At 63.4% G+C, this 23,247-nt stretch carries 17 protein-coding genes and 1 riboswitch; of the genes, 9 read left to right on the forward strand and 8 right to left on the reverse strand.

What is annotated here, in order from left to right; translation table 11 throughout:
• Nucleotides 1-168 precede the first annotated feature (168 nt).
• Entirely contained in the window at nt 169-480 is a 312-nt protein-coding gene (locus tag Q3Y64_RS08960; RefSeq protein WP_303561135.1) for a YrhB domain-containing protein, read from the reverse strand.
• A 165-nt stretch (nt 481-645) separates the two neighbouring features.
• Here Q3Y64_RS08960 and Q3Y64_RS08965 point away from each other — a divergent pair, with 165 nt between their 5' ends.
• On the forward strand, nt 646-1,491 hold the full coding sequence (locus tag Q3Y64_RS08965) for a YafY family protein (protein ID WP_303561137.1): 846 nt from the start codon (nt 646-648) through the stop codon (nt 1,489-1,491).
• Nucleotides 1,492-1,875: 384 nt separating this feature from the next.
• Here Q3Y64_RS08965 and Q3Y64_RS08970 read toward each other — a convergent pair whose 3' ends face one another.
• The 4 genes from Q3Y64_RS08970 to Q3Y64_RS08985 form a co-directional block, all read right to left on the reverse strand.
• Entirely contained in the window at nt 1,876-3,015 is a 1,140-nt protein-coding gene (locus tag Q3Y64_RS08970) for a ribonucleotide-diphosphate reductase subunit beta (protein WP_101940337.1), read from the reverse strand.
• Nucleotides 3,012-5,840 (reverse strand): ribonucleoside-diphosphate reductase subunit alpha, encoded by a 2,829-nt coding sequence (locus tag Q3Y64_RS08975; RefSeq protein ID WP_303561141.1) that lies wholly within the window; start codon nt 5,838-5,840, stop codon nt 3,012-3,014. Before Q3Y64_RS08975 ends, Q3Y64_RS08970 begins: the two co-directional genes overlap by 4 nt.
• A 100-nt stretch (nt 5,841-5,940) precedes the next feature.
• Nucleotides 5,941-6,099: riboswitch (cobalamin riboswitch) on the reverse strand.
• 144 nt (nt 6,100-6,243) lie between these two features.
• A complete protein-coding gene (locus Q3Y64_RS08980; RefSeq protein WP_303561143.1) occupies nt 6,244-6,567 on the reverse strand; it encodes a hypothetical protein in 324 nt (107 codons plus the stop codon).
• A 51-nt stretch (nt 6,568-6,618) separates the two neighbouring features.
• Nucleotides 6,619-7,665 (reverse strand): glycoside hydrolase family 6 protein, encoded by a 1,047-nt coding sequence (locus tag Q3Y64_RS08985; RefSeq protein WP_303561145.1) that lies wholly within the window; start codon nt 7,663-7,665, stop codon nt 6,619-6,621.
• A gap of 168 nt (nt 7,666-7,833) precedes the next feature.
• On the opposite strand from Q3Y64_RS08985, the gene Q3Y64_RS08990 reads away from it, so the two are divergent.
• From Q3Y64_RS08990 to Q3Y64_RS09000, 3 genes are all read left to right on the forward strand, one after another.
• Nucleotides 7,834-9,726: an MFS transporter gene (locus Q3Y64_RS08990; RefSeq protein ID WP_303561148.1), complete on the forward strand. Its 1,893-nt coding sequence runs from the start codon at nt 7,834-7,836 to the stop codon at nt 9,724-9,726.
• Nucleotides 9,723-10,538 (forward strand): DUF429 domain-containing protein, encoded by an 816-nt coding sequence (locus Q3Y64_RS08995; RefSeq protein WP_303561150.1) that lies wholly within the window; start codon nt 9,723-9,725, stop codon nt 10,536-10,538. Before Q3Y64_RS08990 ends, Q3Y64_RS08995 begins: the two co-directional genes overlap by 4 nt.
• 299 nt (nt 10,539-10,837) lie before the next feature.
• A complete protein-coding gene (locus tag Q3Y64_RS09000) occupies nt 10,838-14,098 on the forward strand; it encodes a DEAD/DEAH box helicase (protein ID WP_303561152.1) in 3,261 nt (1,086 codons plus the stop codon).
• Between the two features lie 105 nt (nt 14,099-14,203).
• Here the strand turns inward: Q3Y64_RS09000 and htpX are convergent, their stop codons facing one another.
• From htpX to def, 3 genes are all read right to left on the reverse strand, one after another.
• Nucleotides 14,204-15,043: a zinc metalloprotease HtpX gene (gene htpX, locus Q3Y64_RS09005; RefSeq protein WP_303561154.1), complete on the reverse strand. Its 840-nt coding sequence runs from the start codon at nt 15,041-15,043 to the stop codon at nt 14,204-14,206.
• An 84-nt stretch (nt 15,044-15,127) separates the two neighbouring features.
• Nucleotides 15,128-16,060: a methionyl-tRNA formyltransferase gene (fmt, locus tag Q3Y64_RS09010; protein WP_303561157.1), complete on the reverse strand. Its 933-nt coding sequence runs from the start codon at nt 16,058-16,060 to the stop codon at nt 15,128-15,130.
• Between the two features lie 109 nt (nt 16,061-16,169).
• The gene (gene def / locus Q3Y64_RS09015; protein ID WP_101940345.1) at nt 16,170-16,673 is read right to left on the reverse strand and encodes a peptide deformylase; all 504 of its coding nucleotides are present in this window, start codon (nt 16,671-16,673) and stop codon (nt 16,170-16,172) included.
• A gap of 187 nt (nt 16,674-16,860) precedes the next feature.
• Here def and Q3Y64_RS09020 point away from each other — a divergent pair, with 187 nt between their 5' ends.
• The 5 genes from Q3Y64_RS09020 to Q3Y64_RS09040 all read left to right on the forward strand — a co-directional run bounded on the left by Q3Y64_RS09020 (nt 16,861) and on the right by Q3Y64_RS09040 (nt 23,186).
• Nucleotides 16,861-17,910 (forward strand): LysM peptidoglycan-binding domain-containing protein, encoded by a 1,050-nt coding sequence (locus Q3Y64_RS09020; protein WP_101940346.1) that lies wholly within the window; start codon nt 16,861-16,863, stop codon nt 17,908-17,910.
• Nucleotides 17,911-17,914: 4 nt separating this feature from the next.
• Complete coding sequence (gene dprA, locus Q3Y64_RS09025) at nt 17,915-19,000, forward strand: DNA-processing protein DprA (protein ID WP_303561161.1); 1,086 nt, start codon at nt 17,915-17,917, stop codon at nt 18,998-19,000.
• Nucleotides 19,001-19,037: 37 nt separating this feature from the next.
• Nucleotides 19,038-19,520 (forward strand): DUF494 family protein, encoded by a 483-nt coding sequence (locus Q3Y64_RS09030; RefSeq protein ID WP_101940348.1) that lies wholly within the window; start codon nt 19,038-19,040, stop codon nt 19,518-19,520.
• Between the two features lie 120 nt (nt 19,521-19,640).
• Complete coding sequence (locus Q3Y64_RS09035) at nt 19,641-22,238, forward strand: DNA topoisomerase III (RefSeq protein WP_303561162.1); 2,598 nt, start codon at nt 19,641-19,643, stop codon at nt 22,236-22,238.
• Nucleotides 22,239-22,352: 114 nt separating this feature from the next.
• On the forward strand, nt 22,353-23,186 hold the full coding sequence (locus Q3Y64_RS09040) for a YdiY family protein (RefSeq protein ID WP_303561163.1): 834 nt from the start codon (nt 22,353-22,355) through the stop codon (nt 23,184-23,186).
• Nucleotides 23,187-23,247 lie beyond the last annotated feature (61 nt).

A 23,247-nucleotide genomic window follows, 5' to 3' on the forward strand; every position in this document is an offset into this window, starting at 1 on the left:
AAACGATGCTGAGCCAGCCCAAGGAGATTGAGGTTGTCCTGTACCGAGTTCGAGTCATGAGCAAAGCAGCCTAACGTTTGACGTGAGGGGCGGCCGGAGCCGCAAAGCGGCGGAGGGAATTTGCAAGCGCAGCTTGCAAACCGTCCCTCTCGACGGAATTGTTAGAGCTCACCACCGGGCCACCTCGGGTGACATACCAAGGCAAGCAGCCGGAAGCTCCTTTTCGATCTCCCGTAGACGTTCCTTGTAATTCAACCCCAAGACGCGAAGCTCACCGTTTGTGCGTTCGATAAGGAACGGCACATTGCCAACCAATGAAGCCTCAGCATTTGATGAATCGGCAATGAACTCCGGGGAGTTGTAGAAGAACACCCATCCATAAGGCAACGATTGGATTTTCTCCAGATGTAATACAGCTTGACCATCTGTCGAAGCTTCAACCCAACACTCGGCGATCCGTTTGGCAGCGCTGAATCTCATAGAGCTCTAACGTTTGACGTGAGGGGCCGCCGTAGCGGCGAAGCCGCGAAGGGAAGGGGCTGGGAAGGAGTCATTCGACAACGGTTAGGCCCGCGCCCTACTTCTGTGCTGCGCGGTTATCATTAACAGCAACAGAATAACACCAACATATCCAAAGGGGTTTTTTTGGCAACAGGAAACAAGCCCACCCTGCGTGATCAGCGAACAGGCATCCTAGAGACCGTCCTCAAGTGGGAGGGGCAAATCGAGAACTCTCGGTTACGAACTCTTTTTGGGCTGACCGTGGTGCAAGCCAGTCGCTTGCTCTCTGAGTTTCGCCTTTCGCATGAAGGATTGCTGCAGAACAACTTTGGGGAGAAGGTGTATCACCTGGCAGCCAGAGCGCGCGATCTGAACGATTCAAGTCTGGATGACTATGCGCGGATCGTAATGGCCTCTGATTCTGGAGAGGGAGCTGTATTGCATGACGCAAGGCTTGACCTGTCCAACAACGACCCTGCGATCTTTGCCATCCTGCGGCGAGCCTGCATTGCGAAACAGGGCGTCGTTATTCGCTATGCATCAATGACTAACCCTGAGCCCGCAAACCGTTTAGTCTTTCCACACGCAATTGTTCATGCGGGGCGGCGGTGGCATGTGCGTGCATGGTGCGCGAGCAGGAAGTCTTTTCGAGACTTTGCTTTGGGCCGGATCTCAGCGGCGACACTAACAAAAACCGAAGCCCAGCATTTCAGTGCGGATGACGTCGAGTGGCAGACCCTTGTCGACATTGATTTGGCTCCCCACCGTTTACTGACGCTTCCTCAACAGCAGCTGATTAGCGATGAAAATTTCGGGGGTAGGCCATCTGTACGCATAAAGGTCAGACAGTGTCTTGCGAGTTATGTCATTCAAGACCTTCGAGCTGCAACCAACCCAGAAACGGATAGGCCACCATTGTTTCAACTCGAAGCCATGGTGGTAGGCGATCAAAATTTGTGGGGCTTGTCGTTAAGCAGTAGTCCCATTTGAAATATTTCTTTCGCTCTCAGCCTCTACGCCACTACAAATACACCAACGTGTATCCATAGTGGCGTCTGAAGATGGCTATCAAAGCCCCCAAGGCGCATCAGCGTGGAGAAGAGCTGGCTTCGCTTCCATCGTCGCGCCTCTTGCAGCAGCCTCCTGAGCTTGCCAATACAAAGTGCATGGCCCTGCTGGCGCAGAGCTGTTTGAGAAAATCTGGATTTAGCGATCTAGCGTCAAGATTTCTTTCGGACCAAATCTAGACTTATCCCCAATTCCACACCCAAATCTGGGTTTAGCGAAATCGGATCTAGATTTGGTCCCTGAAAATCTAGGTCTCAGCTTGTCCCTACGACTGCGAGGCCTTTTCATTTCATACTCCAACACACCTCAATCCCAGCTCAATGCCCCGCCAGTCTGGTACTCGGTAACGCGGGTCTCGAAGAAGTTCTTCTCCTTGCGCAGGTTGGCTTGCTCGTCCAGCCAGGGCAGCACGTTCTCGGCGCCCGGGAAGGGTTCGGCCAGGCCGATCTGACGCGCACGGCGGTTGGCGATGAAGCGGAACTGGGCACGGTGCAGATCCGCCGAGTAACCGAGGATGGGCTCGCGCAGGATGTAGCCGGCATAGCCTGACTCAGCGGCTTCAGCTTCTTCCCACAACTCCTGCACGGCGCGCGGATCGAGTGTGAGGTTCTCTTCCTTGAGCAGCTCGCGCACCACGCGGATGCCGAAGGCGCAGTGCAGCACTTCGTCGCGCATGATGTACTGCAGCTGCTCGGCCGCGCCCTTCATGAGGCCGCGGCGCTGCAGGGCGAAGATCGGCGTGAAGCCGTTGTAGAACCAGCAGCCTTCGAAGATGCCGGCGAAGAACATGTAGGAGAGCGCGAACTCGTGCAGGTTGTCGCGATCGGCGAGGTCGAAGTCCGAACGCATGACACGCTCGAGGCGACGGTTGGCCAGCGAAATCTTGGCGTTGATCTCGGGCACCACGCGGTAGCGGTTGTAGATCTCCTGCTGATCGATGCCCAGGGTTTCGATGCAGTGTTGGTAGGTCCAGGTGTGCAGCGCTTCTTCGTACACCTGACGCGCCTGGTAGATCTGCAGTTCGGGCGCGCTCATCTTTTCCATCACCGCCAGGCCGATGTTGCGCATGGCGAGGATGTCCGACGTGGTGAGATAAGCCAGCACGTTTTCAAACACATGGCGCTCGGCCGGCGTGAGTTTGTGCTGGTAATCATGCACATCCTGCGCCATCGAGATTTCGAGCGGGGTCCAGTGGTTCTTGTTGGCGTTGAGGAAGAAATCCCAGGCCCACGGATACTTGAACGGGGCGAGCTGGTTGATATCGCCCTGACCGTTGACGATGCGTTTGTCCTGCGCGCGCACGGCAGCCAGTGCAGGGTGCGGCATGTTGCCGGTGACACCACGCGGCACCGGCGCAGCCGCCTGCGGCGCCGGTGCGGAGCCGGTCGCCACCGGCTGGAGGGCGGGCGCGGGGCTGCCCCAGTCTTCGAAATTCAGGGAGCTCATTGGCAGGCCTCGCATTCGGGGTTGTCGATGGAGCAGAACTTGGGCTCGGCGGGCACATTGATCTGCTCGACCGGGGCGGAGGTTTTCTCCATGGCGGTGGCACCGAGGGTGCGCAGGTAGTAGGTGGTCTTCAGGCCACGCTTCCAGGCCAGCTTGTAGATCTCGTCGAGCTTGCGGCCCGAGGGCGCAGCCAGGTACAGGTTCAGCGACTGGGCCTGATCGATCCACTTCTGGCGGCGCGCGGCGGCTTCGATCAGCCACACCGCGTCCACCTCGAAAGCGGTGGCGTAACGGGCCTTAAGCTCGGCCGGGATACGGTCGATGCGGGCCAGCGAGCCATCGAAATACTTCAGGTCAGCGATCATCACTTCATCCCACAGGCCCAGGGCTTTCAGATCGCGTACCAGGTGTTCGCCCACCACCGTGAATTCACCGGAGAGGTTGGATTTCACGTAGAGGTTCTGATAATCCGGCTCGATGCAGGCGGAGACACCGATGATGTTGGAAATGGTGGCGGTAGGTGCGATGGCAACGCAGTTGGAGTTGCGCATGCCGTGGCGGCCGATCTGGCTGCGCAGGGCATCCCAATCGAGGCGCGCGCTGCGATCCACTTCCACCGCTTCGCCGCGACCTTCTTCGAGCAGGGCAATCGACTCGTGCGGCAGGATGCCGCGATCCCACAGGCTGCCACGGTAGCTGGAGTACACACCACGCTCGCGGGCCAGCTCGCTGGAGGCCCAGTAGGCCTGATAGCAGACAGCTTCCATGGAGCGATCGGCAAATTCGACGGCTTCATTCGAGGCGAAAGGCAGGCCCATGCGGTGCAGGCAGTCGGCATAGCCCATCACGCCGAGGCCCACCGGGCGGTGGCGCAGGTTGGAAGTGCGCGCCTTGGGGGTGGCGTAGAAATTGATGTCGACCACGTTGTCGAGCATGCGCATGGCGGTGCTGACTGTGCGGGCGAGCTTGGCCTGATCGAGCTGCCACTCACCTTCGATCTGCACCAGGTGGGCCGGCAGGTTCACCGAGCCGAGGTTGCACACGGCGGTCTCGGTGTCGGAGGTGTTGAGGGTGATCTCGGTGCACAGGTTGGAGCTGTGGACCACACCGGCATGCTGCTGCGGCGAGCGCAGGTTGCACGGATCCTTGAAGGTGATCCAGGGATGGCCGGTCTCGAACAGCATGGTCAGCATCTTGCGCCACAGTTGCACGGCAGGCAGCTTCTTGTGCAGCTTGAGCTCGCCACGTGCGGCCTTCTCTTCGTAGGCCTCGTAGGCAGTGCGGAAGGCGCTGCCGAACTTCTCGTGCAGGTCGGGCACATCGGAAGGCGAGAACAGGGTCCAGTCTTCACCGGCGATCACGCGCTGCATGAAGAGATCCGGAATCCAGTTGGCGGTGTTCATGTCGTGCGTGCGGCGGCGCTCATCGCCAGTGTTCTTGCGCAGCTCCAGGAACTCCTCGATGTCGAGGTGCCAGGTCTCCAGATAGGCACACACCGCGCCCTTGCGCTTGCCGCCCTGATTCACGGCCAGCGCCGTGTCATTGACCACCTTGAGGAAGGGGATCACGCCCTGGCTCTTGCCGTTGGTGCCTTTGATGCGGCTGCCCAGCGAACGCACCGGGGTCCAGTCGTTACCCAGGCCACCGGCATACTTCTGAAGTAGGGCATTTTCCTTCACCGCCTGATAGATGCCGTCCAGATCGTCAGCTACCGTGGTCAGATAGCAGGAGGAGAGCTGCGAGTGGCAGGTGCCACTGTTGAACAGGGTCGGCGTGCTGCTCATGAAATCGAAGCTGGCAAGCAGCTGGTAGAACTCGATGGCGCGCGCTTCGCGGTCGATCTCATTCAGTGCCAGTCCCATCGCCACGCGCATGAAGAAACTCTGCGGCAGCTCGATGCGGCGCTCTTCGATGTGCAGGAAGTAGCGGTCGTAGAGCGTCTGCAGGCCGAGGTAGTCAAAGCGCAGATCGTTGTCGGCCTTCAGGGCGGCAGCCAGGCGCGGCAGGTCGTATTCAGCCAGACGCGCATCGAGCAGGCCTGCCTTGACGCCTTCGCGGATCAGGCCTGGGAAAGCTTCCGGCAGGCGCGCAGCCATGGCGACCTGGCCCAGCTCCTCACCCAGCACTTCGATGCTCACGCTGCGCAGCAGCAGGCGGGCAGCCAGCTTGGAATAATCCGGATCACGTTCGATCAGGGTGCGCGCCGCAAGCACCAGAGACTGACGCACGGAAGCCACCGGTACGCCGTCGTAGAGATTGTGCAGGGCGTGTTCGAGCACGGTTTCAGCGGACACATCCCCCAAGCCAACGCAGGCTTCACGAATCTGGCCAAGCAGGGCAACTTCATCCAGCGGGCGACGCTCGTCGCCATCCAGCACATGCAGGCGGGCCGGCGCGGCAGCGGGCACGGCAGCCTGCTGGGCGGCGCGTTCGGAAGAGCGCTTCTCACGGTAGAGCACATAGGCCCGGGCCACATCGTGCTGGCCGGCGCGCATCAGGGCCAGTTCGACCTGATCCTGCACATCTTCGATATGCACCGTGCCGCCGCCAGGCAGGCGGCGGGTCAGCGCACCGACCACAGTCGCCGTAAGCTGATTCACCAGCTCGCGGATGCGCGCCGAAGCGGCGCCTTGCCCACCCTCGACAGCGATGAAAGCCTTGGACAGCGCCACGCTGATTTTCTCAGCCTGGAAGGGCACCACAGCGCCATTGCGGCGGATCAGCTCGAGACCTGCCTGGCTGGCGGCAAAGTCGGATTCGCTGCTGGAAATGCTGCTGGGCGCGCTGCTGCGGGCGGCCTCGACCGCGATGGCGGAATGTTGCATGCCGGCTCTCTCTCTTGATGGGGAACGGCATGCCGGGGGGCGGTGAACGCAGGCCTGCAGGCAGCGTCGCATCGGCCCCGGAGACACCCCGCTCCAGTTGATGTTTTATCTGTGTGACGGCCGGTCTCCTGGCTGCCGGGTCAAAGCCTGTCGGCAGCCTTCCCGGATCATCCCAGTGGCATGCCGGCACTCGCCGGTCACAGTTGCGGGGGCAGCGCCAGCGAGCTGGCTTCCCGACACCGTCGGGACGGAGTGTAGGGGCTGTATTTAGTCGGAGTCAAGCCGATGACAACTATACCTAGTAGCAGATACCAATAACCCGACTAGATGTAGTGAAATTCAGAAAACCGCTTGCGGGCTTGCTGCAGGGCCACTTGCACTGGTTTTGTGCCACCCGGCGCGCTTACTCCTGGCGCACCAGACGCACGCCATCCACCACCATCACCCACTCACCCTGCTCCGGGTGCGGACGCTGGCTGACAACGAAGGTGGCCGAGGCCGGCCCCAGCCCGGCAACGATGTTGTCGCCCTCGAAACGCTGGATCGGCACATCCAGCGAGGTACTGCTGCTACCCTGGGCGCGCTGGTAATACAGGCGGCCGTCACTGCTGATCGACAGCAGCATGCCAGGACCCTCCCAGTCGCCGGCATAGATCTCCTTGTCGGCAGGCAGGGGTTCGCTGCACGCGCTGAGCAGCAGCAGGATGAGAGGCAGGAGGCGTTTCATGCGGAGCATCTTCCAGGCGTAAAAAGCCCGGCAAGCGCCGGGCTAAGGGGCTCAGCCGCCCGTGGCGAGGCGATAGGCCAGGTCCGGCAAGAACTGGCCGGCGCCGGCTGCACAGCCATCGGCTTCGCCCGGGGCCTTGAGCCACAGCGCCATCTCCATGCCGCTACCAAGGCTCAGCACCTTGCTGGTGGCACCGACCTTGCGGCCGGCCGGGTCGCACCATTCGCTGCCGTTCGGGCCATTGCCGTTGCGCGAAGAGTCGATCACATAAGGCTTGGCGGCACTGCCCTGGAGCTGAAGCTGCGCGATCACGGCCGCGCCGTGGGTCTGCAGTTCGGTATCGGCCCGGTAGTTGGACACGTTCAGGGCAAAACCACGCACCCGCGCCACACCGGCATTGATCAAGCGGGTAGCAGTATCAGCCGCACTCTTCCAGTTCGAATGGCCTGCATCGATATAGACCCAGGCATTCGGAGCCTTGGCGGCAAACTGGTCGACGGCGTAATTGAGCAGGGCTAGGCGCGCCGTGCGGTCGGCATCCGAGGGCAGGCAGTCGAGCTGCATCAGCGCGTCCGGCTCAAGGATCACGATCGCCGGCTTGCTGCCGATGCCACCAGCAAATGCGCTGATCCAGGTCTTGTAGGCGTCACCACCGCTGGAGCCGCCGGCGCTGTAAGAGCCGCAATCACGGCTGGGAATGTTGTAGGCAATCAGCAACGGGATCTTGCCGGCGCTCTGCGCCGCGCTGGCATAGCCACTCACGGCAGTGGCGATATCGCCACTCCATTCGCCGAACCACTTGCCGAAGGCCTGCTGGGCGATCGCGCTGTTGATGGTGGCGGTGCGTGAGTCAGCGGGATTGGCGGCTACCCAGTTGCGCACCTGCGAATTCGGGTCGGAGTAGAAGGCGCTGAAGCCATTGCTGAGGCCCAAACCTCCGCTGGCACTGCTCGCCGTGCTGGAACTGGCGATGCTGCTGGCCGCTGTGCTGCTCGCCTGAACCGAAACCGATGACGCGGAGGCTCCTCCACTGCTACCGCCGCCACACGCGGCCAGCATGACAGCGGCCACCGCTCCGACCAGAAAGACCTGACGCATTGCTTCACTCCCCGAAACTGCTTGTTATGTGCGTGGAATCCTAAGCAGGATCCGTGACTTAATTCACGGAAACTCGACCAGTGGCACTGCGCTGCTGCCAGCTGTGAGGCTCGCCGCAGGCCCTGGCCTGCGTTATCCTCGCCCGGCATCCTGACCGGCTCCCTGCGCATGTCCATCGAACCTTCCCGCTCCACCCTGCAGCTTCTCGGCGCCCGTCGATTCGGCCCGCTGTTCCTCACGCAGTTCTGTGGCGCGTTCAATGACAACGTGTTCAAGAACACGCTGCTGCTGCTGATCACCTTCCAGGCCGGCCAGGTGCTCGGACTGGCGCCGGCGGTGGCAGTGCAACTGGCGGCGGGGCTATTCGTGCTGCCCTTCTTCCTGTTTTCGGCGCTGGCTGGCCAGCTGGCGGACAAGTACGACAAGAGCCGCCTGATCCGCATCATCAAGGCGGTGGAGATCGGTATCGCAGTGGTCGCCAGCGTGGGTTTCTTCACCCGCCATGTGGAGCTGCTGCTCTTCGCCCTGTTCATGATGGGCTTGCACTCCACCTTCTTCGGCCCGCTCAAGTATTCGATCCTGCCGCAGCACCTGCATCCGGACGAACTTGTCGCCGGCAATGCCTGGGTGGAGAGCGGCACCTTCGTGGCGATCCTTGCCGGCAGCGTGCTCTCCGGCCTGCTGATGGCCATTCCGCAGATCGGAGCGGACCTGTGCGGCGTGCTCACGGTGATCGTAGCGGGGCTGGGTTACGCGGCCAGCCGGCGCATTCCGCCGGCGCCTTCACCCGCGCCGGAGCTCAAGGTGAGCCACAACTTCATCGCCGAAACCTGGCGCAACCTGAAGCTCGCCGCGCGCAACAAGACTGTGTTCATGGCGCTACTGGGCATCTCGTGGTTCTGGTTCTTCGGCGCCCTGCTGCTGACCGAGTTCGCCCCTTATGTGCAGGGTGTGCTGGGCGGCGATGAGCTGATGGTTACCACCTTGCTGGGTACCTTCATCGTCGGCATCGCGACGGGCTCCTTCCTGTGCGAGCGCATGTCGGGCAAGCATGTGGAGCTGGGCCTGGTGCCGCTGGGCACGCTGTGCATCAGCCTGTTTGCCTTCGACCTGTGGCTGGCCAGCCCCACCGGTACGCCAGCAGCGCTCACCCTGGCGGGTTTCCTGGCCAAGCCCGCCAGCTGGCGCATCCTCCTCGACATGGTGATGATCGGCGTCGGTGGCGGCTTTTTCACCGTACCACTGTATGCATTGATGCAGAGCCGCTCGAATGTGGCCGAACGCTCGCGCATCATCGCCGCCAACAACATCCTGAATGCCGCTTTCATGGTGGCCTCGGCCGGCATCACGGCTGGGCTGCTCGCCGCCGGGCTCACGATCCCGCAATTGTTCCTGGTTTGCGCGCTGCTGAATCTGCTGGTTGCCGGCCTGATCTACCGCGCCGTGCCCGAGTTCTATCTGCGCTGCATCGCGTGGACGCTGACCCACAGCATCTACCGCGTAGCCCCCAGCGGCCTCGCCAATGTGCCGGCCAGCGGCCCGGCGCTCGCCGTGTGCAACCACGTGAGCTTCGCCGATGCGGTGATCCTGATGGGCGTGCTGCCGCGCCAGCCGCGCTTCGTGATCGATCACCAGATCAACCGCACACCCTTCGTGCGCTGGCTGTTCCGCGCCAGCCGCTGCATTCCGGTGGCCAGCGCGCAGGAGGACCGCGAATCGGTGCAGCGCGCCTATGAAGAAATTGCCCGCGCGCTGGACGCCGGCGAGCTGATCTTCATCTTCCCCGAAGGCACGATCACCCGCGACGGCGAGATCGGCCCCTTCAAGGGCGGCCTCAACAAGATCCTGCGCCGCAACCCGGTGCCAGTCGTTCCAATGGCCCTGCGCGGCCTGTGGGGAGGCTATTTCTCGCGCGCCTACGGCTGTGCCATGAGCAAGCTCTTCCCGCGCGGCCTGCGCAACCGGGTGGAGCTGGTCGTCGGCGAGGCACTGGCGCCGGAAGGGCTCAAGCCGGTCGAGCTGCGCGCACGCATCGCACAGCTGCGCGGCGAGTGGAGATGAACGCGCCCTTGCTGCTGGGCGTGGACTTCACCTCCGCGCCCAGCCGGCGCAAACCGATCACCGTGGCCAGCGGATGGCTGCGCGGAAATACCCTGGCGGTGGCGGACATCGAGCGCTGTGCGGACTGGGCCAGCTTCGAAGCGGTGCTGCAACGCCCCGGCCCCTGGGTTGGCGGTTTCGATTTTCCCTTTGGCCTGCCGCGCGAGCTCGTCGTGCAACTTGGTTGGCCACAGGACTGGGCCGGGCTGATCCGGCACATCTGCAGGCTCGGCAAACCGGCCTTCAAGGCCGCACTGGATGGCGTGCGCGAGCGTCGGCCGATGGGCAGCCGCTACCTGCACCGCGCCTGCGACGGGCCGGCGCGCTCACACAGCCCGATGAAGCTGGTCAATCCGCCGGTCGGCTTGATGTTCTTCGAGGGTGCGCCACGCCTGCTCGCCGCCGGCCTCAGCCTGCCTGCCCTGCACACGGGAGACCCACAGCGGATCGCGCTGGAAGCCTATCCGGCCCTGCTGACGCGCCGCTTTACGCAGGCCTCCTACAAGAGTGACGAGCGCGCCAGGCAAACGCCCGAGCGCCGCGCGGAACGGGAGAAAATCATCATGGGCCTGAACACAGGCGCAGCCGGGCTGACGCTGAAGCTGAGTCCGGCGCTCACCGGGCCGCTGCTTGATGACGCCAGCGGCGACAGCCTCGACGCCGTGCTGGCCCTGCTGCAGGCCGCCCGCGCCTGGCTGCTGCGCGACGAAGGTTTCGGGCTGCCGGCGGAAGTCGATCCGCTTGAAGGCTGGATCATCGGCTGTCCGGGCTAGGGCCTGTTCACATTTACCCCACCAGATCACGTTGGCCGGTTCAGGCGTGCCAACAAGGCGCACGAGGCAGCCAAGGGTGATCCCCTTGGCAACGAGTGCAACGCAGTGGGCGCGGCTGAACCGGCCAACCCACAGGGCTCATGTGATGCGGGCGCATCGCCGCGTTGGTACTCCTCACAAGGGGGCCACCCTTGTTTCGTCGCCCCGCCTTGGGCTGCATCCCGCAACACATGAGCGTGACTGGCGCGGTAATTGTGAACAGGCCCTAAACTGGCTCCTTTGCCCGCGAATTCTGCTTCATGCACGCCAGCGCTCCTGCCCGTCACTTCACCCGCGATGACATCCTGCGTGCCCTCGGCCCGGCCGGGATGGCCAAGGGTGAGGCTTATGTGCCAGCGGTCAGCCAGCTGCATGTCAGCGACTTCGAGGTCAGCGCGCTGGTACAAGGCACGGAGCGGCGACCCTACACGGTGCGCATCGTGTTCCACCCGGCCAAGCGCGGCATGCAGATCAATGCCTCCTGCACCTGCCCGGTGGGCAGCGCCTGCAAACATTGCGTTGCCACACTGCTGGCCGCCATCGAGCAACGCGGCGAGAAAAAGGCCCTGCCGGACCTGGCCGTGCTGGCCTGGTTGCGCAACTTTCGTGAAGAAGTGGAGGCCCCTGCCAAGCGCCAGGCCACGCGCAGTCGCGAACAGCTTTTCTATCTGCTCGAAGCCTCGCCGGACGAACGCCTGCTCTCGGTGCGCCTGTACAAGATCCGCCCGGCGCTGGATGGTGGCTTTCCGGAGCGACCGGCCGAGTGGAGCAATATCGAGCGCGCCCTGATCCAGCCGCCAGCTTTCGTTGACGACAATGACATCGCGATCCTGCGGGCGCTGTGGCTGACGCGCGATCGTGATGGCTATTACCTGCGCCTGCGCCTCGATGGTTGCAAGGTCGAAGAATTGCTGCCGCGCCTGCTGGCTACGGGTCGCTGCCATTTCAGCAGCCTACAGCACGGCGTCCTGCAGCCGGGCCCGGCACGCAGCGCACGGCTAGGCTGGCAGATGCGTGAAGACGGCTGCCTGCATCCGGCCATCGAAGGGCTCGCCGGCCTGCGCCTGCTGCCAACCGAACCACCCTGGTATCTGGATGAAAAGGGGCACTGTGCAGGCCCGCTGGAACTGGGCCTGCCACCGCGCCAGGCCAGCCGCCTGCTCGGCGCACCGCCCCTGCGCCCGGTGGATGCAGCCGTGGTGGCACGCGAGCTGGCCGAATTCGCGCCGGATTTGCCACGCCCGCAGGGCCGCGCCACGGCCTTGCGCGAAGTGCGCGTAGCGCCGCAGCCGCGCCTGCGCCTCTACAGCCGCATGGTCGACACCGCCAAGCGCTGGCGCCAGTACCCGCCGCTGTTCCGCGACTGGCTGGATTTCGCCCAGCCCGCTTTCGACTACGCCGGCATCGAGGTGGCGCTGGACGACACGCGCGAGTTCCGCGTGCTGGGCAGTGAAACCGTGCGCCTCGTGCGCGATACCGCCGCCGAGCAGCGCGAGCTGGAGTTGTTGGCGCGCCTCGGTTTCGAGGCGCTCCCGCGCGGCCTGTTCCAGTACTGGTCGCAGCCCACCGAAAAGAACCTCTTCGGTCTCGCCGCCGCAGAGGACTGGCAGCACTGGATGAGCCGGCTCGCACCGGCCTTGCGCGCCGCCGGCTGGGCACTCGAACTGACGGGCGATTTCCGCCATCACATCGTCGAGATCGACGACTTCTTCAGCGACATCGAGCCCGGCGAAAACGGCTGGCTGGAGGTGAGCCTGGGCTTCGAGCTGGAAGGACGGCGCGTCGAGCTGGCGCCGCTGCTGGCTGGGCTGCTGGAACATCCGGTCGTGACCCGTGCCGGCGGGCTGGACAAGCTCGCGGACGACGCCCGTCTGCAACTCACGCTGGATGAAGGTCAGCGCGTGAGCCTGCCGGTGGCGCGCATCCGCCCGGTGCTGCGGGCCTTCCTCGATCTCTTCGACGGTAGCGCCCGCCTGCGCCTCTCACCGCTGGACGCCGCCCGACTCAGCGAGATTCCACCGCCCCGCTCGCAGGACGGCCTGCGGGCCCTGCAGGTCGCCCGCCAGCGTCTGCACGAACTGGCCCGTCCCGCACCGGTGGCCCAGCCCCCCGGCATGGGCCTGCAGCTGCGCCCCTATCAGCTTGAGGGTCTGGCCTGGCTGCAGCAGCTGCGCGCGCTCGATCTGGCCGGCATCCTCGCCGACGACATGGGCCTCGGCAAGACCGCCCAGACCCTCGCCCACCTGCTCACCGAGAAGCAGGCCGGCCGTCTGGAACGCCCGGCGCTGGTGGTGCTGCCGACCTCGCTGGTCTTCAACTGGCAGCGCGAAGCTGCGCATATCGCGCCGGCCTTGCGCGTGCTGGCTCTGCACGGCCCGCAGCGCGATTTCGCGGCGATTGGCCAGCATGATGTGGTGCTCACCACCTATCCGCTGGTGTGGCGCGACGCCGAGCAGCTCAAGGCGCACAGCTACCACCTGCTGATTCTCGATGAGGCGCAGACCGTGAAGAACGCCGCCAGCAAGGCCGCCGCCACGGTGCGCGAGCTCGATGCGCGGCACCGCCTGTGCCTCACCGGCACGCCGATGGAGAACCACCTCGGCGAGCTGTGGAGCCAGTTCGATTTCCTCCTGCCGGGCTTTCTCGGTGACAACCGCGATTTCACCCGGCGTTGGCGCACGCCCATCGAAAAGAATGGCGACAGCCTGCGCCGCGAGCTGCTCTCACGCCGCGTAAAGCCCTTCATCCTGAGGCGTCGCAAGGAAGACGTGGCCAGCGAATTGCCACCCAAGAACATCGTGCTGCGCACGGTGGAACTGGCCGGCAGCCAGCGTGATCTCTACGAGACCGTGCGCGCGGCGATGGACGAGAAGGTGCGTGCGGTGGTCGCCGACAAGGGCTTCAAGCGCAGCCAGATCGTGATTCTCGATGCGCTGCTCAAGCTGCGTCAGGTGTGCTGCGATCCGCGCCTGCTTGATCTGGCTAGCGCCCAGCGGGTAAAGGAGCGCGCCAAGCTCGATCTGTTGATGGAAATGCTGCCCGAGCTGATCGAGGAAGGCCGCCGGGTGCTGCTGTTCTCGCAATTCACAAACATGCTCAGCCTGATCGAAGCCGAGCTGAAACAGGCTGCCATCGGCTATGTGAAGCTCACCGGCCAGACCCGCAAGCGTCAGGACGCGGTGGAAACTTTCCAGAGCGGCAAGGTGCCGCTTTTCCTGATCAGCCTGAAGGCCGGCGGGGTGGGCCTCAACCTCACTGCGGCGGACACCGTGATCCACTTCGACCCATGGTGGAACCCGGCGGCCGAGGATCAGGCCACAGACCGCGCGCACCGCATCGGCCAGAGCAAATCCGTCTTCGTCTACAAGCTGATCGCCGCCGGCAGCATCGAAGAGCGCATCGTCGCCCTGCAAGAGAAGAAATCCGCGCTGGCCGCTGCGGTGCTCAGTGGCGACGCAGAGGGCGAGCTGAAGTTTAGCGAAGCCGACATCGCCGAGCTCTTTGCACCCTTGCCGGAATGAATAAAGCCCGGCGCGAGGCCGGGCTTTGGATTTCGTAGGTGCGGCTTCAGCCGCACGCGGGACGTGGTGGCGGACTGAAGTCCGCCCTACAGCAGCCCCGCTACTTCAGCGCATCGCACGCAGGCGACGAATGCGTTCTTCGGTCGGCGGGTGAGTCGAAAACAAACCCGCCAAGCCACCGCCCGAGAGCGGGTTCATGATCATCATCTGCGCCGTGGCCGGATGCTCGTCCGCCACCGGCATCGGAATGCCGCGCGCGTAGTAGTCGATCTTCTGCAGCGCGTCGGCCAGCGCATCCGGATCGCCACAGAAAGCGGCACCGCCTGCATCGGCTTCGTATTCACGCGCCCGAGAAATTGCCATCTGGATCAGGCTGGCGGCCAACGGAGCAAGCAAGGCGACGGCGATGCTGGCAATCGGATTGGCCGGGCGGCCATTCTCGTCACGCCCGCCGAAGAACATCGCGAAATTGGCGAGCGCCGAGATCGCGCCGGCCATGGTGGCCGAGATCGTCGAGATCAGGATGTCGCGGTGTTTCACATGGGCCAGCTCGTGCGCCATCACGCCACGCAGTTCGCGCTCGGTGAGCATCTGCAGGATGCCGGTGGTGGCCGCCACGGCAGCGTTTTCCGGATTACGGCCGGTGGCGAAGGCGTTGGGCTGGTGCTCATCAATGATGTACACCTTGGGCATCGGCAACTGGGCGCGCTGAGCGAGCTGCCTGACCATGTTGTAGAGGTAGGGCGAGCTGGCCTCGTCGACTTCCTGCGCGTTGTACATGCGCAGCACCATCTTGTCCGAGAACCAGTAGGAGAACACGTTCATCGCGCCGCCGAAGAGTAGCGCCAGGATCATGCCCTGCTTGCCGCCAATCATCGCGCCGACCACGCCGAACAAGGCCACGATGCCCGCCATCAGGATCGAAGTCTTGAGCCAGTTGAACATTGTCTTAACCTGCCTTCCAGAAATAAACCGTGCTCATGCACGCGAAGCTTAGATGGGGGTCAGGAAAAAAGATTCAATCCTGGTTCAGGCGGGCAGATCGAAGCGGGCACCGGCTGTCAGCGCAAAACCGCGCAGAAAATCCCCGGCCGGCAGGCGTTTGCTGCCCGGCTTCTGCAGCACGGTCAGGCGCAAGGCGCCTTCGCTACAGGCCACCACAACACCGTTTGCATCTGCGCTCAGCACCGTGCCGGGTTCGCCAGAACCCGGCATTGCTTCACCTGCCCACAGCTTGAGCGGCGTGCCGGCGATGTTCGCCGCGCCACCGGGAAAGGGGTCGAATGCGCGCAGCTTGCGCGCCAGCACAGCGGCGGGCTGGCGGAAATCGAGCTGGCTCTCGGCCTTGTCGATCTTGTGGGCGTAGGTGACGCCGTCTTCAGGCTGGACCGTTGCCGGCAAGGGACCATTTTCGAGCGCCCGCAGCGCCGCGACGATCATCTCGCCGCCCAGTGCGGCGAGGGTGTCGTGCAGGCGAGCGGTGGTGTCGTCCGGCAGGATAGGCACGGCGCGCTTGAGCAGCATGGGGCCAGTATCCAGCCCGGCTTCCATCTGCATGATGGTGATGCCTGTCTCGGCGTCGCCGGCTTCGATAGCGCGGTGAATTGGCGCCGCTCCGCGCCAACGTGGCAGCAGTGAGCCGTGGATGTTCAGACAACCGAGGCGCGGCAGATCCAGCACCACCTGCGGCAGGATCAGGCCGTAGGCGGCCACCACCAGTACATCCGCGCCACAGGCAGCGAGCGCGGCTTGCTGCTCGGAGGTGCGCAGCTTTTCGGGCTGGTCGAGCGGAATGCCGTGTTTCAGCGCGACAGATTTGACCGCCGAGGGTTGCAGCTGCATGCCGCGCCCGGCCGGGCGATCCGGCTGGGTCAGCACCAGCGGCACTTCAAAACCTGCGGCAAGGATGGCGCGCAAGGCGACGGCGGCAAATTCCGGGGTTCCGGCGAAGGCGATTTTCATTTTCTGGGTTGCGAAGACTGAGGATTGAGGACCGGGCAAACATGCACCGACAGTGTCGGTAGGAAGTGCTCACCGAGCGCCCAGCACGCGTATGGCTCAGTCCTGTGCATCAAGCCGTAATGCGTGCCTTCTTGGCAAGTTTGGTCTTGATGCGGTTCTGCTTGAGAGGCGAGAGATATTCGACGAAAACCTTGCCTTCGAGGTGATCCATCTCGTGCTGCACACATACGGCGAGCAAGCCATCGGCCTCGAACTCGATCCGCTCGCCCTTCTCGTTCAGGGCACGTACCGTCACATGCTCGGACCGAGTCACCGTGTCATAGATGCCTGGCACCGACAAACAACCTTCTTCGCAGGTCTGCTCGCCATCGCGCGCAATGATTTCCGGGTTGATCAGGGCCAGCAGGCCACTTCTGTCTTCAGAGACATCAATGACGATGACGCGTTCATGCACATCAACCTGGGTGGCGGCCAGGCCAATGCCCGGTGCCTCGTACATGGTCTCAGCCATGTCACGCACCAGCTTGCGGATACGCTCGTCCACAACAGCCACCGGTTTGGCCTTGGTATGCAGTTTGGGATCGGGATAGCGGAGGATGGGCAGCAGCGCCATTTGTCTGAAAAACCCTTGCTGGATGAGTGAGCTACATGCAGAATCTAACGCAAAACTTGAATATCTGCAGCGTCTGGTCAAGTAATGAATAGGCCGGCTGCAAAGCAGCCTGCACGCCTAACAAGGCGAGGAGTTTAGCGTTTCCGGAACGACTCCGCGCCGCGACCAACCATTTACGGGGTTCGCAATGCTCAGAAAATCGCTTCTCGCACTGATCGTGGCCATGGCCACCGCTTACGCCGGTGCCGCCGACAATTCGCCGATCGCCGATAGTGCGCCAGACAGCTATACGGTCAAACAGGGTGACACCCTGTGGGGTATCTCCGGCATGTTCCTCAAGCAGCCTTGGCGCTGGCCGGAAGTCTGGAAGATGAACCAGGAGCAGATCCGCAATCCGCACCTGATCTATCCGGGTCAGGTGGTGGTGCTGGATCGTGCCAACGGCACTCTCTCGATCGGCAAGTCAGTCGATGGTCAGGTGACCGGGGGGGACCGCCTGTCACCTCAGGTGTATTCCAAAGACGCTCTTTCCCCGATCGCCAGCATCCCGCTGGAAGCCATCCGTGCCTTCCTCGTCGAACCGCTGGTCGACGAGTATGGTGACAATCCCGCGCTGCCAACCATCGTCGCCAACCAGGAAAGCCGTGTGATTGTCGGCGCACGTGGTGACACCACTTACGCCCGCAACCTCACGCCCGGCATCGACGCATGGGACATTTATCGCCGCGCCCAGCCGATCAAGGATCCGTACTCGGGTGCCGTGCTGGGCCATGAAGCCAAACTGGTTGCCAAGGCCCGCGTGGTGCAGCCCGAAGCCAACGGCAAGGTCGCCGAACTGGCACTGACCGACTCGGTCAGTGAAGTGATTGCTGGCAATCGCCTGGAGCCCTCATCCAAGACGAGCTTGATGGCAGCACCGCCGCACCCGCCAGCAGCCTCTCTGCAGACTTCCGTAGCCTCCATTTACGATGGCGTAAGCGACGCAGGCCGTGGTTCGGTCATCGCTATCGCCGCCGGCCGTGATCAAGGCATGGAACCTGGCCATCTGGTTGCACTGACGCGGGTGAACGGCACGGTCACCTATCTGGAAAGCCTGCGCAGCTCGCAGAAGGTCAATCTGCCGGACTCCCGCATCGGCCTGGCCTATGTGTTCCGCACCTTCAATCGGCTTTCCTACGCCCTGGTAATGGACGCCACCGGCCCGGTCAAGGTCGGCGACAAGGTCAGCGCGCCTTGACGCATTGAGCGCCAGCGACCTGCGCTACTGGCTGCGCCTGTGCCTGATTCCGGGCATCGGCCCGGAACGGCAGCGAGAGCTGCTGGCTACCTTCGGACTGCCCGAGCGGATCTTTGCCGCCGGGCAGTTTTCTTTGGCGCAGGTGATCGGTGAGAAGCTTGCCACCGCCCTCCGTACCCACGACAACAGCGCCCTGGTCGAAACCGCACTGGTCTGGGCTAATGAGCCTGGCAATGCCATCCTGACTCTTGGCGACGCCACCTATCCCCAGGCGCTGCTGCAGATCGCCGACCCTCCCAGCCTTCTCTACGCCAAGGGACGCGTCGAATTGCTGCAGCAGCCAGCCATCGCCATGGTTGGCGCACGTGCTGCCACACCGCAGGGTGAAGCCAATGCTGAGGCCTTCGCGGAAGCCTTTGCGGCCGCCAACCTTACCGTGATTAGCGGCCTTGCGCTGGGGGTCGATGCGGCAGCCCATCGCGGCGCGCTGAAAGCCGCCGGCAGCACCATCGCGGTGATCGGCACCGGAGCCGACCGGATCTACCCGGCACGCAATGCCGCGCTTGCCCGGCGCATTGCCGAGAATGGCCTGGTGATTTCGGAATTCCCGCTCGGCACGCCACCGACACCCTACAACTTCCCTCGCCGCAACCGCATCATTTCTGGCCTCGCGCGCGGTGTGCTGGTGGTGGAAGCGGCGGTGGATTCCGGTTCGCTGATCACCGCCCGCACGGCGATCGAACAGGGGCGTGATGTGTTTGCGATTCCCGGCTCGATCCATTCACCGCAGGCGCGTGGCTGCCATCGCCTGATCAAGCAGGGCGCCAAGCTGGTCGAAAGCGCCCAGGATGTGCTCGAAGAGCTCGACTGGGCCCACAACGCCCACATCGCCCCGGTGGTATCCCAGGCAAGCGCTGACGCGAAGGAGCTCGGCTTGCTCGGTCAGATGGGCTTTGATCCGGTCGATCCGGACACACTAGGCACTCGGGCGGGCTTGACGCCGGATGCGCTCTTCGCCATCCTGACCACACTGGAACTCGACGGACGCATTGCGCGCTTGGCCGGGGGCCGGTTCCAAAGAATCACCTAGTGCCGCGCCGTTTGGCGGCACACAAGCAGGAGCTGCCATGATCGACATTCTGGTTTATCTGTTCGAGACTTATGGCTACGCGGATGCCTGCCCGGAAGAGCCGGAGCAACTGACCCGCAAACTCACTGCCGTCGGTTTTGAAGAAGGCGACATCGCCGAAGCGGTCGAATGGCTCAGCGGCCTGCGCCTAGTCGCCAGTCAGGCGGCCCCCAAACCGGCCAGCGGTTCGATGCGCATCTTCACCGAAGCGGAAAGCGCCCGCCTGGACGTTGCCAGCCGCGGCTTCATGAGCTTCCTTGAAAGTGCCGGCGTGCTCGATATGCGCAGGCGCGAAATGGCCATTGAACGAGCCATGGCGCTGCCTGAGGCAGAGATCGGCCTGTCCCAGTTCAAGGTCATCGTGCTGATGGTGCTGTGGCAGGAGCGTGCCAGTGTCGACGCCCTGATTCTCGATGAGCTGCTCACCGACGAAGTCGAAACCGTCGAGGATGAGTGGCAAACCACGGTAGCCGTGCACTGAAAGCCAAGAGCCGGCTTTCAGCGGGAAAACTTGCGCCGCCGGGCGCAGCACTTCTATCATCCAGAGCAGTTTCAACAACCGCGGCTTTACAGCCGCGTTTTTTTGCCTGTCCAGGCCACCATGACCAAACAACTCATCATCGCCGAAAAACCCTCTGTTGCTCAGGATATTGCCCGGGCGCTGGGCGGCTTTACCCGCCAGGGCGACTATTTCGAGAGCGATGACTACGTATTGTCCTCAGCCGTCGGCCACCTGCTTGAGCTGGCTGTGCCGGAGGAATTCGAGGTCAAGCGCGGTAAGTGGAGCTTCACCCACCTGCCGATGATCCCGCCACACTTCGCACTGAACCCGATCGAGAAGAGTGCTGAACGCCTGCGCCTCCTGACCAAGCTGATCAAGCGCAAGGACGTGAGCGGCCTGATCAACGCCTGTGACGCGGGGCGCGAAGGTGAGCTGATCTTTACTTATGTAGCCCAGCACGCCGGCACCGCGAAGCCGGTACAGCGCCTGTGGCTGCAAAGCATGACCGCACAGGCTATTCGCGACGGCTTCCAGCGTCTGCGCACGGCCAACGAGATGAGTGGCTTGCGCGAAGCGGCAATGTGCCGCGCCGAGAGTGACTGGCTGATCGGCATCAATGGCACCCGCGCCATGACCGCCTTCAACTCCAAGAGCGGCGGCTTCCATCTGACCACCGTGGGCCGGGTACAGACGCCGACGCTGGCCATCGTAGTCGAACGCGAAGAACGCATCCGCGCCTTCAAGTCGCGCGATTACTGGGAAGTCGAAGCCACGTTCGGCGTCTCCGCTGGCGAATATGCCGGCCGCTGGTTCGACGAAAACTTCAAGAAGCCGGAGGATGACGAGCACGCCAGCGCGCCGCGCATCTGGGACAAGGCCAAGGCCGACGCCATCCGCACCAAATGCGCCGGCAAGCCGGGCAAGGTTGAGGAGGAGTCCAAGCCTTCGACTCAGCTCTCGCCTCTACTCTTCGACCTGACCTCCTTGCAGCGCGAGGCCAACGGCCGTTTCGGCTTCTCAGCCCGCACCACCCTGCAGCTGGCCCAGGCCCTGTACGAAAAGCACAAGGTGCTGACCTATCCGCGGACCGATTCGCGCGCCCTGCCTGAAGACTACGTGGCGACCGTGCCAGGCATTCTCGGTGCGCTGCCGGACGAGTACATCGGTTTTGCCACCCAAATCATCAAGCGTGGCTGGGTCAAGCCGAACAAGCGCATATTCAACAATGCCAAGATCTCGGACCACTTTGCCATCGTGCCGACCGGTACCGCGCCGAAGAGCCTGAGCGAAGCCGAGTACAAGATCTACGACCTGGTCACCAAGCGTTTCCTCGCCGTATTCTTCCCGGCCGCTGAATACCAGATCACCACCCGCATCACCCGCGTCGAGAACGAGGCCTTCAAGACCGAGGGCAAGGTTCTCGTGAACGCTGGCTGGCTGGCCATCTATGGCAAGGAAGCCGCGATCGAGGGCGAAGAGGCAACCGGCTCGCTGGTGCCGGTACAGGCTGGCGAAGGCTCGACAACCGAAGAAATTCACGTCAAGGCCAGCGTCACCAAGCCGCCCGCACGCTACAACGAAGCCACCCTGCTCTCCGCCATGGAAGGCGCAGGCAAACTGGTCGACGATGAAGAGTTGCGCGCTGCGATGGGCGGCCGTGGCCTCGGTACGCCGGCCACCCGCGCCCAGATCATCGAGAACCTGATCGCCGAAACCTACATGCTGCGTGAAGGCCGCGAGCTGATCCCGACCGCCAAGGCCTTCTCCCTGATCACCCTGCTCAAGGGTCTGGGGATCACCGAGCTGTCTTCCGCCGAGCTGACCGGCGAGTGGGAATACAAGCTGGCGCAGATGGAGAAGGGCCTGCTCACGCGTGCCGAATTCATGGGCCACATCGAGGCCATGACGCGCGAGATCGTGGAACGCGCCAAGACCTACGATTCAGACACCATCCCCGGCGACTTCGGCATTCTCGAAGCCCCTTGCCCCAAATGCGGCGGCCTGATCCGCGAGAACTACAAGAAATTCCAGTGCTCAGATTGCGACTACTCGCTGTGGAAGATCGTCGCCGGTCGCCAGTTCGAACCGCACGAGATCGAAACCTTGCTCACCACCGGCCGCGTCGGCCCGCTGCTGGGCTTCCGCAACAAGATGGGGCGTGCCTTCAACGCCGAAATTCGCCTCAATGACGACAAACTGCCCGAGTTCGACTTCGGTCAGCCACGTGACGGTGAAGCCGCCGAAGCGCCGGACTTCTCGGCCCAGACCAGCCTCGGCAGCTGCCCCAAGTGTGCCAGTGGCGTGTATGAACACGGCACCACCTATGTCTGCGAGAAGGCTGTTGGCCCCGAAAAGAGCTGCGACTTCCGCTCCGGCAAGGTGATCCTGCAGCAGCCGATCGAAATCGAGCAGATGCAGAAACTGCTCACCACCGGCAAGACGGATCTGCTGCGCCTGTTCGTGTCTTCACGCACGCATCGCAAGTTCTCGGCCATGCTGGTGTGGGATGCCAAGGCCGGCAAGGTCGGCTTCGAGTTCGAGCCACGTGCCCCCAAGGCTCCCAAGGCGGGTGCAGCCAAGGCCGTCGCGGTGACCGAGGGCGAAGAGGCGACGGCAGCGGCCCCCGCAGCCAAGGCCAAGGTCGCCAAGAAACCGGCAACGACCAAGACAACCCGCACCCGCAAGGCTGCCAGCTGAACCGGCGCCTGCAGCGTCCGGCCCAAGGCCTGCGCAAGCAGGCCTTTTTCATTCCGGCACGGAACTCCTGCCACGAGGCACACTCACACCAGCTTCAACTCTCCCGAACGATCCATGTCCAGCCCGCTGTATCGCAACATCCTGCCCCTGCTGTGCCTGCTGGCCAGCACCGGAGCCCTCGCCCAGGCCCCTGAAGAAACCGAGTCGCCCCCCCCCGCGCCACCACCACCACCCCTGCCATCGCAAGTAAAGGATCCGCTCTTCAACAACCTTGCCCGGGCGCCGGAAATCGATGCGCCTTCGGACAAGTGGAACGGCTCCTTCGGCCTCGGCATCACACTGCAGCAAGGCTCCACGAACTCCAGCCAGGGTTCGATGACCCTCGATGCGGTGCGGACAACCGCCAACCGCCGCCTGCTCGCCAACGTGATCGCAGTACGCGGCACCGAGAACGGTGAACGCGATACCGACAACATCAACGCTGATTTCCGCAGCGAACGCAGCTTCGGTCAGGACATGTTCGGCTACCTGGCGCTAGGTGCCGAACGCGATGGCGTGCAGGAGCTCCAGTCGCGCGGCAGCGCGGGCGGTGGCCTAGGCTCGCATCTCTTTGCCTCGGACACCCTGAGCTTCAACGCCTACACCGGTATTGCCTACAGTGAAGAGCGTTATCGTGGCGAGGAGGCCTCGCGTGGCATCGAAGGCCTGCTCGGCTCCGAGCTGCGCTACGACATTTCCGAGCACTCGCGCTTCACCCATCGCCTGGTGGTGTATCCGGACTCGGTCAGCGGCGGCACCCGTTTCGCCATGCAGGGTGCCCTGTCGACACGGATCAATTCGACACTGGGCCTGCAGGTCGCGATGCTGCAGAAATACCGCGAGAAGGTACGCGGCGACGCAACCAATCTCGACACTATCGTGTTCACAGGGATCACCGCCGGCTTCTAAACGGCATCGCCGCCGCCAGGCCAGCCCCTATACTCGGGCAGATCCATTCCCGGACCCCGCC

Source organism: Uliginosibacterium sp. 31-12 (assembly GCF_030548425.1).
Classification (GTDB): Bacteria; Pseudomonadota; Gammaproteobacteria; order Burkholderiales; family Rhodocyclaceae; genus Uliginosibacterium; species Uliginosibacterium aquaticum.